At 71.3% G+C, this 12,629-nt stretch carries 10 protein-coding genes and 1 tRNA gene; 3 read left to right on the top strand and 8 right to left on the bottom strand.

Annotated features, from left to right (window positions below):
• The first annotated feature begins 3 nt into the window (after positions 1-3).
• Both ACFV18_RS07310 and ACFV18_RS07305 read left to right on the top strand, forming a co-directional pair.
• A complete protein-coding gene (locus ACFV18_RS07310) occupies positions 4-948 on the top strand; it encodes a class E sortase (RefSeq protein ID WP_380480213.1) in 945 nt (314 codons plus the stop codon).
• 57 nt (positions 949-1,005) lie between these two features.
• On the top strand, positions 1,006-1,701 hold the full coding sequence (locus tag ACFV18_RS07305) for a class E sortase (RefSeq protein WP_380480212.1): 696 nt from the start codon (positions 1,006-1,008) through the stop codon (positions 1,699-1,701).
• Positions 1,702-1,770: 69 nt separating this feature from the next.
• On the opposite strand, the gene pknB is transcribed toward ACFV18_RS07305, so the two are convergent.
• The 6 genes from pknB to ACFV18_RS07275 all read right to left on the bottom strand — a co-directional run bounded on the left by pknB (position 1,771) and on the right by ACFV18_RS07275 (position 10,040).
• Complete coding sequence (pknB, locus tag ACFV18_RS07300) at positions 1,771-3,801, bottom strand: Stk1 family PASTA domain-containing Ser/Thr kinase (protein ID WP_380480210.1); 2,031 nt, start codon at positions 3,799-3,801, stop codon at positions 1,771-1,773.
• 293 nt (positions 3,802-4,094) lie between these two features.
• Positions 4,095-5,552, bottom strand: coding sequence for a peptidoglycan D,D-transpeptidase FtsI family protein (locus ACFV18_RS07295; protein WP_380480208.1), 1,458 nt, complete (start codon positions 5,550-5,552; stop codon positions 4,095-4,097).
• Positions 5,549-7,042, bottom strand: a complete 1,494-nt coding sequence (locus tag ACFV18_RS07290; RefSeq protein ID WP_380480206.1) for an FtsW/RodA/SpoVE family cell cycle protein — start codon at positions 7,040-7,042, stop codon at positions 5,549-5,551. The genes ACFV18_RS07295 and ACFV18_RS07290 overlap by 4 nt, the downstream gene beginning before the upstream one ends.
• Positions 7,043-7,073: 31 nt before the next feature.
• On the bottom strand, positions 7,074-8,594 hold the full coding sequence (locus tag ACFV18_RS07285; RefSeq protein ID WP_380480204.1) for a protein phosphatase 2C domain-containing protein: 1,521 nt from the start codon (positions 8,592-8,594) through the stop codon (positions 7,074-7,076).
• A 45-nt stretch (positions 8,595-8,639) separates the two neighbouring features.
• Entirely contained in the window at positions 8,640-9,161 is a 522-nt protein-coding gene (locus ACFV18_RS07280) for an FHA domain-containing protein (RefSeq protein WP_380480202.1), read from the bottom strand.
• Positions 9,162-9,173: 12 nt separating this feature from the next.
• Positions 9,174-10,040 carry an FhaA domain-containing protein gene (locus tag ACFV18_RS07275; RefSeq protein ID WP_380480200.1) on the bottom strand — a complete coding sequence of 289 codons (867 nt, stop codon included), beginning with the start codon at positions 10,038-10,040 and terminating at the stop codon, positions 9,174-9,176.
• A 349-nt stretch (positions 10,041-10,389) separates the two neighbouring features.
• On the opposite strand from ACFV18_RS07275, the gene ACFV18_RS07270 reads away from it, so the two are divergent.
• A tRNA-Leu gene (locus ACFV18_RS07270) sits at positions 10,390-10,473 on the top strand.
• A 103-nt stretch (positions 10,474-10,576) separates the two neighbouring features.
• Here ACFV18_RS07270 and ACFV18_RS07265 read toward each other — a convergent pair.
• Together ACFV18_RS07265 and ACFV18_RS07260 are read right to left on the bottom strand one after the other, a co-directional pair.
• The gene (locus ACFV18_RS07265) at positions 10,577-11,764 is read right to left on the bottom strand and encodes a sensor histidine kinase (protein WP_380480198.1); all 1,188 of its coding nucleotides are present in this window, start codon (positions 11,762-11,764) and stop codon (positions 10,577-10,579) included.
• Positions 11,761-12,429: a response regulator gene (locus ACFV18_RS07260; protein ID WP_380480196.1), complete on the bottom strand. Its 669-nt coding sequence runs from the start codon at positions 12,427-12,429 to the stop codon at positions 11,761-11,763. Before ACFV18_RS07260 ends, ACFV18_RS07265 begins: the two co-directional genes overlap by 4 nt.
• Between the last annotated feature and the right edge of the window lie 200 nt (positions 12,430-12,629).

Genomic DNA, 12,629 nt, shown 5'->3' with positions numbered 1-12,629 from the left:
CCGGTGACCGCCGTGCGCCCGGAGCGGGGCGTTCCCGAGGAGATGGGCGAGCCGGACGGCTGGGGTGTCTACGAGCCGGCCCCGGAACAGACCCTGCAGCTGCGGCTGCCGCCCAACGGGCCGGATCCGGCCGCGATACCCGGTCCGGGTGCCCGGGCCGGACAGCGGCGCGCCCAGGGCCCGGTGGGGCTGCGGGCGGGCACCGGTCGGCGGCGGGCGTCCGGGCGGGCTTCAGGCCCGCGTCCGGCGCGGCCCAAGGAGCGCAAGCGGGTGGTGCTGGCCCGGGTGGTGGGGGAGCTGTTCATCACCCTCGGCCTGGTGATGCTGCTGTTCGTCTCCTACCAGTTGTGGTGGACCAACGTGGTGGCCGACAACGCCGCCGACGCCGCGGGCAAGAAGCTGGAACAGCAGTGGAAGCAGCCGGCCGCCCCGTCGGCCGACGGCGCGCCGCCGGTACCGGCCAAGTTCGAACCCGGTCAGGGCTTCGCGATCATCCACATCCCGAAGCTGGACCTGAACTACCCGATCGCCGAAGGCATCAACAAGCAGCAGGTGCTCGACAAGGGCCTGGTCGGCCACTATCCGGGCACCGCGATGCCCTCCGACCAGAGCGGCAACTTCTCGGTCGCCGCGCACCGCACCACGCACGGCCAGCCGTTCCGGGAGATCGGCAAGCTCGCGCCGGGCGACAAGATCGTGGTGGAGACGGCGACGTCCTACTACACCTACGAGGTGGCGGGCGGCATCCCGGAGACCCCGCCGAGCAACGTGACGGTGATTCAGCCGGTGCCCAAGGGTTCGCCGTTCACCGGACCGGGCCGCTACCTGACCATGACGACATGCACGCCGGAGTTCAGTGCCCGGGGAAGGCTCATCGTCTTTGGCAAGATGGTCGACGAACGGCCGAGGAGCCAGGGCCAGCCGGAGGCGCTGACCGGGCAACACTGAGCAGCGAGGCACGGCACCATGGGCACAACCGATCTGGGCGGGCGACGGCGCGGAGGGGTGGCCGCGGCCCTTGGTCTGGTGGGGGAGCTGCTGATCACCCTGGGGCTGGTGCTGGCGCTGTTCGTCGGCTACTCGCTCTGGTGGACGGACGTGGTGGCCGCCCGGGCCGCGAGCCGGCAGGGGGACAGGCTGCGGCAGGCCTGGAGTGCCCCGGCGGTCACCTCGCCGGGGTCCGACGCCCCGGCCCCCGCCCCGGAGTACGAGGCGGGGGATGGTGTGGGCTTCCTGCACGTGCCGGCGTTCGAGAAGGACGACCGGACGACGCTGATCCGGATGGGCACCAGCACGGACGTGCTCAACGAAGGCGTCGCCGGGGTGTACGAGGAGCCGTACCGGTCGGCGATGCCGTGGGACGCCGAGGGCAACTTCACGATGGCGGCGCACCGGGACGGGCACGGCGCGAAGTTCCACGACCTGGACCGGCTCTCCGAGGGCGATCCGGTGGTGGTGGAGACCCGCGACGACTGGTACGTGTACCGGGTCGCCGGGACGCTCCAGCAGACCTCCAAGTACAACGTGGGTGTGGTCGCGCCCGTCCCCGAGGGCTCGCCGTTCACCGGCCCGGGCCGGTACCTGACGCTCACCACCTGCACGCCCGTGTACACCTCGCGCTACCGGATGGCGGTGTGGGCCAAGCTGGTCCGGGTCGATCCGATGGACGCCCACCGCACCCCGCCGCCCGAGATCCGCTGACGCACCGTCAACGCGAAGGGGCCACACCGTCCTTGGACGGTGCGGCCCCTTCACGCTGTGCGGTGCCGGTCAGGGTGTGGCCGGCGTCTTGTCGCCGGCCCTGGTCCAGAGCTTGACCGGGATACTCGGGTCGACCGGCTGGTTGGACGGCGGGTCGCTCCCGATCACGATCGCGTTCTCGTCCTGCGGGCCCGACACGACCACCGAGTTGAGGCCGAGCTTCTGAAGGTCCGCGACGACCTGCTTGTAGGTCTTGTTGGCCACGATCGGCATGGAGACCTTGTCGGCCAGCTTGCCGACCGTGAGGGTGACCTTGGTGCCCTTGGCGACCTGGCCGCCCTTCGGGTCCTGGCCGATGACCTGGCCGACCTTGGCCTGCTCGGTGGGGCCGACGACCTTGGTGACCACGTTCGCCGTCAGGTTGAGGTCGGCGAGCGCCTGGGTCGCGTTGTCCTGGGACTGGCCGATCAGGTTCGGCACGGTGACCTTCTGCTGGCCGGAGGAGACCACCAGCGTGACGGAGGTTCCGGTCGCGGCCTTGCCGGTCACCGACTGCGAGATGACCTTGTCCTGCTCGACCTTGTCGTCGTTGCTGTAGTTGACGGTGACCGTGAAGCCCTTGCCGGTCAGCGCCGCGGTGGCGGCGTCCTTGGTCTGGCCGGTGACGTCGGGGACGTCGATCTGGGCGGGGCCGGAGGACAGGTGCACGGTGATCTTGCCGGTGGTGGCGATCTCGGTGCCCGCGGCCTGCTCCTGGGTGCAGACCTGGTCCTTCTGGATCTTGGTGTCGGGGCAGGCGATCGGGTCGCCCGTGGCCACGGTGAGCGAGCTGTTCTGCGCCTTCGCCGCGGCTTCCGCGTCGGGGAGCGTCTTGCCGATCAGGTTCGGGACGGTGGTCTTGGCGTTCGAGCCGCCGGTCTTCACCATCGACTGCACCACGAAGAACGCGCCGACCAGGACCAGCACCGCCGCGACGGCGAGGATGATCCAGGAGGTGTTGCTCTTCTTCGGCTGCTCCTCGCGCCGCCGGCTGCCCCGGCCCTCGTAGCCGTCGTCCTCGTAGCCGCCGCCACCGTTGCCGTCCTGGTAGCCGCCGTACTGCGCGGGCTGCTGGTGGCCGACCGGCGGCAGCATGGTGGTGGGGCCGCCCTGCTGGGGCAGCATGTTGGTCTGGCCGTACGGGTCGTACTGCCCGCCCTGGTCGTATCCGTAGCCGGCCGCGCCCGCGCCGTAGGCGGCCTGCTGGGCGGCGGCGACCGGGAGGCCGTCGAGGAAGCGCTCGATGTCGTCGCGCATCTCGTCGGCGGACTGGTAGCGGTAGTCGCGATCCTTGGCGAGCGCCTTCAGCACGATCGCGTCGATCTCCGGGCGCACCTCGGGGTCGTACGCGGACGGCGGGGCGGGCTCCTCGCGCACGTGCTGGTAGGCCACCGCGACGGGGGAGTCGCCGACGAACGGCGGGCGCACCGTGAGCAGTTCGTACAGCAGGCAGCCGGTCGAGTACAGGTCGGAGCGGGCGTCGACGGTCTCGCCCTTGGCCTGTTCGGGGGAGAGGTACTGGGCGGTGCCGATGACCGCGGAGGTCTGGGTCATCGTCATGCCGGCGTCACCCATCGCGCGGGCGATGCCGAAGTCCATCACCTTGACGTTGCCCTGCCGGGTCAGCATGACGTTGGCGGGCTTGATGTCGCGGTGCACGATGCCGGCGCGGTGCGAGTACTCGAGCGCCTGCAGGATGCCGATGGTCATCTCCAGCGCGCGCTCGGGCAGCAGCCGCCGCCCGGTGTGCAGCAATTCGCGCAGGGTGGAGCCCTCGACGTACTCCATCACGATGTACGGGATGGAGATCCCGTCGATGTAGTCCTCACCGGTGTCGTAGACGGCGACGATGGCGGGGTGGTTGAGCGAGGCCGCGGACTGCGCCTCGCGGCGGAACCGGGCCTGGAACGAGGGGTCGCGGGCCATGTCGGTACGGAGGGTCTTCACTGCGACCTGGCGGCCGAGCCGGGTGTCGTGGGCGAGGTACACCTCGGCCATGCCACCGCGTCCGAGGACGCCGCCGAGCTCGTACCTGCCGCCTAGGCGACGAGGCTCTTCCATATCTCCGACCCTCTCCCCCACCGGTCGGTGAGGATATGACGTAGTGTCCCCGCACGCTCTGTCTTGACGCGGCCGCCGCCGCGGTGGTTTCACGGTGCCGGCGTCCGCAGTTGGTCGCCGCGGACTGGCTGCGGGTACACCCGCTGCTGGCGGATACGCTACCGGGCGAACCTGACCCGCCTGGTGCAGGCGGCCAGCTGAGACCAGACCGGTATCGACCCGGACCGTCCCATTGTGACAATTCCGGCCACCGATCGAGGATCGATGGCCGGAATGTGACGGATACGACCGACCTACTTGCCGAGCGCCGCCTGCATCATCGACTTGGCGATCGGCGCGGCCAGCGAGCCGCCGGTGACCTCGCGCGCCTCGCCGCCGCCGCCGTCCTCGACCACCACCGCGACGGCGACCTGCTTGCCGTCCTGGCCCTTGGCGTAGGAGACGAACCAGGCGAACGGCGGGCTCGAGTTGTCCTGGCCGTGCTGGGCGGTGCCGGTCTTGCCGCCGACCGTCACGCCCGGGATCTTCGCGTTCTTGCCGGTGCCGTTCTGCACCACCGACTCCATCAGCTGCTGGAGCTTCTGCGCGGTGGCCGGCGAGACCGCCTGCGACATCTGGTGCTCGGTGTGGGTGGAGATCACGTTCCCGGCCGAGCCCTCCTGGGCGACCAAGTAGGGCTCCATCAGCGAGCCGTTGTTGGCGATCGCCGCCGCCACCATGGCCATCTGCAACGGGGTGGCCCGGGTGTCGTGCTGGCCGATCGCGTCCATCGCGGTGCCGTCGGGCTTGGAGTTCGACGGGAAGTGGCTGGCGTCGGCCCGGATCGGGATGTTCACCTCTTTGTTGAAGCCGAACTTCTCGGCCTGCGCCCGCAGCTTGTCGCCGCCCAGCTCGGCGCCCATCTTGCCGAACACCGTGTTGCAGGACAGGTCCATCGCGTGCTGCACGCTGGCGTTCCCGCAGTCCTCGGTGGGGCTGGCGTTGATCAGCGGGGTGCTGGTGCCGGGCAGGATGTACTGGTCCGGGGTGTCGGTGAGGTCCGACGGCTGCTGGTACTTGCCGGTCTCGAACGCGGTCGCCGCGGTGACCAGCTTGAAGGTCGAACCGGGCGGGTAGGTCTCGCGCAGCGCCCGGTTCAGCAGCGGCTTGTTCGGGTCGGCGTCGAGCGCCGCCTTGGCCTTCTCGTCCTCCTTGGTGCCGCCCGCGAAGGTGCCCGGGTCGTAGGACGGCGTGGAGACCAGCCCGAGGATCGCCCCGGTCTTGGGGTCGATGGCGACCGCGGCGCCCTTCTTGTTGCCCAGCCCCTCGAAGGCCGCCTTCTGCACCTTGGGGTCGATGGTGGTGACCACGTCGCCGCCCTGCTTGGGCTTGCCGGTCAGCATGTCCAGGGTGTTGCGGAAGAACAGCCGGGAGTCGGTGCCGGAGAGGATGCCGTCCTCCAGCTTCTCCAGCTGGGTGGCGTCGTAGGTCTGCGAGGAGTACCCGGTGACCGGCGCGTACATCGGTCCGTCCGTCCAGGAGCGCTTGTACTTGTAGCGCAGGCCGTTGACGAAGTCGGACTTGGTGACGGCCTGGCCGCCGACGATGATGTTGCCGCGCGGGTAGGCGTACTTGTCGTACTTGGTCCGGTCGTTGTGCGGGTTGTTGGCCCACGCCGAGGCCTGCACGCCCTGCACCCAGTTCACCCGGAGCATCAGGGCGAGGATCAGGACCAGGCAGAAGACCGACACCCGGCGGATCGGCTTGTTCACGAGGTCGCTCCCCTGCTCTCGTCCGGTGCGCCCGGGCCGGCGGCCCCGAGCCGCTCCGGTCCGGCCGGTTCCGGGATGGCGGCGGCCGGTTCGACGGCGGGCCGGCGGGCGGTGTCGCTGATCTTCAGCAGGATGGCGATCAGGGCCCAGTTCGCCACCACGGACGAACCACCCTGGGCGAGGAACGGCATGGTCATACCGGTCAGCGGGATCAGGCCGGTGACGCCGCCCGCGACCACGAAAACCTGCAGCGCGAACGCCGAGCTCAGGCCGACCGCCAGCAGCTTGCCGAACGGGTCGCGCGCCGCCAGCGCGGTGCGCAGACCGCGCTGCACCACCAGCCCGTAGATCATGAACAGCGCCATCAGGCCGGTCAGGCCCAGCTCCTCGCCGAACGAACCGAGGATGAAGTCGCTCTTCGCCGCGAACTGGATCAGCCAGCTGCGGCCCTGCCCGAGCCCGGTGCCGAGGGTGCCGCCCGAGCCGAGCGACATCAGGGTCTGCCCGATCTGCTCCGAGGACTGGGCGGGCGGCTTCGGTGCGAACGCCGCCATCGGGTCGAGCCAGGCGTTGATGCGGGTCTTCACGTGCGGCTCGGCGGAGGCCACCACGGCCGCGCCGCCGAGCGACATGGTCAGACCGAAGACGATCCAGCTGGTCCGTTCGGTGGCGACGTACAGCATCACCACGAACAGGCCGAAGAACAGGAAGGAGCTGCCCAGGTCGGTCTCGAACACCAGGATCAGGATCGACAGCAGCCAGACCACCACGATCGGCCCGAGGTCGCGGCCGCGCGGCAGGTACAGGCCCATGAACTTGCGGCTGGCCAGCGCCAGGGCGTCCTTCTTGACCATCAGGAAGCCGGCGAAGAACACCGTCAGGATGATCTTGGCGAACTCGCCGGGCTGGATCGAGAACGAGCCGATGCGGATCCAGATCTTCGCGCCGAAGTCCTCCTCGCGGGACGGGAAGAAGGCCGGCGCGGCCAGCAGCACCAGCGCCACCACCATCGAGATGTAGGTGTAGCGCTGCAGGATCCGGTGGTCCTTCAGCAGGATCACCACGCCGATGAACATCGCCACGCCGAGCGCGGACCACATCAGCTGGTTCCCGGCCGCCGGGAAGTTGTTGCGCAGCAGCTTGCCGGCCTTGTCGAGCCGCCAGATCATCACCACGCCGAGCCCGTTCAGCAGCGTCGCCAGCGGCAGCAGCAGCGGGTCGGCGTACGGCGCGAACCGCCGCACCGCCAGGTGCGCGCCCAGCGCCAGCACGCCCATGCCGAGCCCGAACTTCAGCATGCCGACGGGCAGGCTGCCGTCGATCGCCAGGCCGACGTTGGCGTACGCCAGCATCGGGATCGCGAGGGCGAAGGCCAGCATCAGGAGTTCGGTGTTGCGCCGGTTCGGGGGGGCGCCCGCCGCGGACCGGCCGACGGCACGGCGCCGCCCGGTGGTGGGCGTGCTGCCGTTGCTCACGTCGAATGTGCTCATGCCTGTGAAAACCCCCGGGTTCGCCCGCGGCCTACTGCCCGGAGCAGGACACGGCGAGCTGCTGCTCCTGCTCGGTCAACGGCGGGGCGGACGGCGTGGCGTCCCCGGTGGCCGGGGCGGCCTTGGACTCGGCGACCTTCTTGCAGACCTCCGCCTGCGCGCGCAGCGTCTCCACCTGCTTCCGGGCGTCGTCGAGGCTGCTCGCCTGGATGTTCTTGGCGACCTGGTCGCGCTGGAACGCGGGCAGGTACTTCAGCTCCACGTCGCCGTACTGCTGGTAGACCGAGCTGAGCTTCAGGCCGGCCAGGTTCTGGTCGAGGCCGCGGTAGACGGCGAGGTGGCCGTTCTCGGCGCCCACGTAGTACTGGTTCTGGTTCCACTGCCAGGCGAAGAAGCCGCCGCCGCCGAGCACCGCGAGCACCAGCACCCCGATCAGGGTGAACTTCAGGCCGCTCTTCTTCTTGCGCCGGCTCGGCGGGGCCTCGCCCTCGTACGGGTCGGGGCCGCCGTACTCGCCGCCGTCGGCGGGCGGGAAGCCCGCCGGGTCGCCGTAGCCGCCGGGCTGGTCGTAGCCGCCCTGGTAGCCCTCGGCGGGGCCGAAATCACCGGCCGGGGCGCCGTAGCCGGGCTGCTGGTCGTAGCCGCCCTGGTAGCCCTCGGCGGGCCCGAAGGCGCCCTGCGGGGGCTGCGGGGCGCGGCCGAGGCCGGCCGCGCGACCGGCGGGGGTGTCCAGCAGGTGCGGGTCGTGCATCGGGTGCGGCTGGGTGTCGGCGACCGCGCCGACCACCTCGGGGGCCTGTGTGACCTGCCCGCTGAGGGTGTCCGTGGCGCCGACGTCGATCACGTCGGCGACGATGCAGGTGATGTTGTCCGGGCCGCCGCCGCGCAGCGCCAGCTGGATCAGCTCCTGGACGGTCTGCTGCGGCGCGTAGTAGCTGCCGAGCGTCTCCTCCAGGGTCTGGTGGCTGACCGGGCCGGACAGGCCGTCGGAGCAGATCAGGTAGCGGTCGCCGGCCCGGACCTCGCGGATCGACAGGTCGGGTTCGACCTGGCCGCGGCCGTCGAGGGCGCGCATCAGCAGCGAGCGCTGCGGGTGGGTCTCGGCCTCCTCGGCGGTGATCCGGCCCTCGTCGACCAGCCGCTGCACCCAGGTGTGGTCCTGGGTGATCTGGTCGAGCCGGCCGTCCCGCAGCAGGTAGGCGCGGGAGTCACCGATGTGCACCTGGCCCATCCGGTGGCCGTCCCACAGCAGCGCGGTCAGGGTGCAGCCCATGCCCTCCAGCTGCGGGTCCTGCTCGACCATCTGCCGCAGCCGGTCGTTGGCGGTCTGCACCGCGTCGCCCAGCAGGGTCAGCAGGTCGGCGCCGGGGTGTTCCTCGTCGAGCCGGACGATCGACCCCAGCACCTCGGAGGAGGCGACCTCACCGGCCGCCGCCCCGCCCATGCCGTCGGCCACCGCGAGCAGCCGCGGCCCGGCATAGCCGGAGTCCTCGTTCCCCTCGCGGATCAGGCCCTTGTGCGAGCCGGCGGCGAAGCGCAGCACGAGACTCATGCTGTCCGGGCCCTCCTTCGGGTGGAGCTGGTCCTCATGCGCTGACTACTTCCGCAGCTCGATGACGGTCCTGCCGATTCGGATCGGCACGCCGATCTGGAGCGGCGTCGGCGTGGTCAGCCGCTGTCGGTCCAGATAGGTGCCGTTTGTGGAGCCTAGATCCTCGACGGTCCACTGCCCAGCCTGATCGGGGTAGATCCTGGCGTGACGGGAGGACGCGTAGTCGTCGTCCAGGACGATCGTGGAGTCGTGCGCCCGGCCCAGCGTGACGGTCTGGCCGTGCAGCGCGACGGTGGTGCCGGCCAGCGAGCCCTGGGTGACCACCAGGTGCGTGGGCTGGCCGCGGCGCTGCCGGGCCTGCTGCTGGGCCGCGGCGGGCTGCCCCTGCGGCGGGCGGCCCGCACCGGACGCGGCCGGGGCGCTGGGCGCGGCGGCCCGGTGCCCGGAGCGCGTGGCGCCCTTGGTGGTGAACAGGTCGCTGCGGATCACCTGCACCGCGACGATGACGAACAGCCAGAGCACGGCGAGGAAGCCCAGCCGCATGACCGTCAGGGTCAGATCAGACATACCGGCCCGCTTCTACCCTTCGACCTGTCGGTAGACGATGGTGGTCGACCCCAGGACGATCCGGGAGCCGTCGCGGAGCGTAGCGCGCTGGGTGTGCTGTCCGTCCACCACGATGCCGTTGGTGGAGCCGAGGTCCATCACCATCGCGGGCGTGCCGGGGCGGATCTCCGCGTGCTTCCGGGACACCCCGGGGTCGTCGATCCGGATGTCGGCCTCGGTGGAGCGGCCCAGTACGACCGCGTTCTGGCTGATCTGGTGCCGGGCGCCGTTCACCTCGACCCAGCGCCGGGTGCCGGCACCGCCGTGGCCCGCGCCGGGGAACGGCCGGACGTTGTGGCCGGGGGCCGGCGGGGCGGGCGGCATCGGGGGCGGGGCGGAGGGCGGCGGCGGTGCGCCGTACGGGGCTCCGGCGCCCTGCTGCCAGGGCGCGCCGGGCGCGGGTGGGGTCGGCGGGCGGCCGTAGCCGGGCGGGGCGGCGGGCGGCGCGGGCGGCCGCTGCGGCTCCTCGGCCGTCAGCGTGCGGCTGCGCACCCGGTACAGGCCGGTGTCCAGGTCGTCGGCCTTCTCCAGGGCGACCTGGAGCGGGCCCATGAAGGTGTACCGCTGAGCCTCGGCGTACTCGCGGACCATGCCCGCCAGTTCGGTGCCGAGCTGGCCGGCGTAAGGGCTGAGCCGCTCGTGGTCGTGCGGGCTGAGCTCGACGATGAAGTCGTTCGGGACGACCGTGCGGTCCCGGTTCCAGATGCTGGCGTTGTTGTCGCACTCGCGCTGCAGGGCGCCGGCGATCTCCACCGGCTGGACCTCGGACTTGAACACCTTCGCGAAGGTGCCGTTCACGAGACCTTCGAGTCGCTGCTCGAACTTTTTCAGGACTCCCACGGGGCACCCCCTCTCAGGGCTCGGTCGGGCCGGCTCGTCGGCTGGAAAGCGGTACTTCCGTACTGATCGTATCCACGCCCGGCCCTTCCGTACGGTTCCCCGGCCAGGTCGCGCCCGGAGGGTACCCACCGGGCGGTCCGCTCACCCGTTCGGACCCACGTCGGTTGCGGTCCGCAGGGAGCGGTGCCGGGGGCCCTCGGGAATGGATTCGCAGGTGGGGCTCGGAGCGTGCTAATGTTTTCCATGTCGGAAGGGGCGCCCGCAAGGGAGCCGAACGGAAGACCCGGAGAGATGCGCTAAGCTTCTCGAAGAGTCGAAAGAGCGACAAGCTCCGGAAGACAACACCCATGCGCGGGTGGCGGAATAGGCAGACGCGCTGGATTCAGGTTCCAGTGCCCGAAAGGGCGTGGGGGTTCAACTCCCCCCTCGCGCACAGCGAAGCCCCGCAGATCTCAGGATCTGCGGGGCTTTTTTGTTCTCCCTTGTGGTTTCCCCGGTTGTTGTCCGGGTGCGCCCGGCTGGAATTCCCGGCGGTTTCAGGCGGGCAGGACGGCGTGCAGACGGAAACCGCCGTCGGGGGTGGGACCGGCGGTGAAGGTGCCGCCGAGCAGGGCGGCGCGTTCGCGCAGGCCGATCAGGCCGTGGCCGCCGCCGGGCAGCGGGACGGTGGTGGGGCGGTCGGCCGGCGGGCCGTTGCGGACCTCGACGTGGAGCTTCTCGCCGCGGGCGGCGACCCGGACGGTGACCGGGGCGCCGGGGGCGTGCTTGGTGATGTTGGTGAGGCCTTCCTGGACGGTCCGGTAGGCGGCCCGTTCGACCGCTTCGGGCCAGTCGCGGCGGCCGGGGTCGAGTCGGCGGGTGACGGGCAGGCCGCTGCCGTCGATCAGCCGGGGCAGGTCGGCGAGGGTGGGCTGCGGGGCGAGCGGGGTGCCGTTGCCGAGGCCGGCGGCGCGCAGCACGCCGACCATCTGGCGCAGTTCGTCCAGGGTGCGGACGGAGAGTTCGCGGATGGTCCGGGCGCCGTCCCGGGAGGCCGGGTCGGTGCTGGCGACCTGGATCGCCCCGGCCTGGATGGAGATCAGGCTGACCTGGTGGGAGACCACGTCGTGCATTTCGCGGGCCAGCCGGGCGCGTTCGGCGGCCAGCACCCGATCGGCGATCAGCCGGCTTTCGCGCTGGCGGCCCTCGGTGAGTTCGGTGACGCGTTCGGCGAGTTCGCGGCGGGTGCGGGTGAGCGTGCCGAGCGCGGCCGGCCCGGCGCCGAGCATCGCGGACTGGATGGCGTACAGCGCGTTGTCCCGGCTGAGGGCGAGCAGTTCGGGCGCGAAAGGCCAGTGGAAGAACTCGACCAGGGCGAAGGAAATGGCGCAGGTGACCGGGATCCGCGGTTTCGGGTAGGCGGCGGAGACCGCGTACACGGCGGTGAGCGGGGCCAGCCAGATCTCGTTGAAGAACGCCCCGGGCAGGGTGAGCAGGGCCACCGGCAGCGGGTGGCGGCGGCGGGCGAGCAGGGCGACGACGGACAGCGCGGACAGCGCGAGCTGCCAGGGTGCGGAGCCCTTGGCGACCAGCGCGGAGTCCAGCGCGGCGGCCGCCACCGGGATCAGCAGGGTGGTGCGGGGGGAGCGCAGCCAGGCCCAGCGGCGCGGGGCCCCGGCTTCGGCGGGGAGGTCGGTGTCGGCCTCGGCCGCGTCGTCGGAGGGGGAGGCGGCGGCGGAGGTCACTCCCCGTCCCGGGGTTCGCGGACCAGCCCGGCGCGGTGCGCGATGACGGCGGCCTGGACCCGGTTGGCGGCGCCGAGCTTCGCCAGGATGGCGCTGATGTGGTCCTTGACGGTGCCGGTGCCGAGGAACAGCCGGTCGGCTATCTCGGCGTTGGAGAGGCCTTCGCCGAGCAGGGCCAGGACGTCGAGTTCGCGACCGGTGAGCCGGTGGGTGAGGGCGGTGGCGGTCAGGTCGGGGCCACCGCCGTCCACGTAGCCGCTGATCACGGTGCGGGCGACGGTCGGGGAGAGCACGCTGCCGCCGGACGCGAGCACCCGGACGGCGTGCACCAGCTGCTCGGGGGCGGTGTCCTTGAGCAGGAACCCGGCGGCGCCGGCCCGCAGCGCGGTGCCGATGTACTCGTCGGTGTCGAAAGTGGTGAGCATGGCGACGGTGGGCGGGTCGGGCAGGGCGCGCAGGCGGCGCAGCACGCTGATGCCGTCCAGGTCGGGCATCCGGACGTCGAGCAGCACCACCTGCGGGGTGAGCGCCCGGGTCTGCTGCTCCGCCTGGGCGCCGGAGCAGCCGCCGACCACTTCGAGGTCGGGTGCGGAGCCGACGATCAGGCCCAGCCCGGAGCGGACCAGCACCTCGTCGTCCACGATCAGGACCCGGGTCGGCGGCATGTCTCTCCCTGGTGGGGGTACGGGCTGGCACCCCCGCCGATCGGCGGGGGTGGGAATCCGCTACCGGATTCACGCAATTCTCATCTGCGCTGGGCAACCATGGAAATCGGGGTGAAGTGCGCAGGCCGCGCGCGGATGCGTCCCGATGTTCGATCGTCTGGAATGGTTGCTGTGTCCACTGTGAAGTCGCCTGCCTCGGC

The sequence above is a fragment of the Kitasatospora sp. NPDC059673 genome (assembly GCF_042734215.1).
GTDB lineage: Bacteria > Actinomycetota > Actinomycetes > Streptomycetales > Streptomycetaceae > Kitasatospora.
This window is presented reverse-complemented; position numbering and strand designations above follow the sequence as displayed.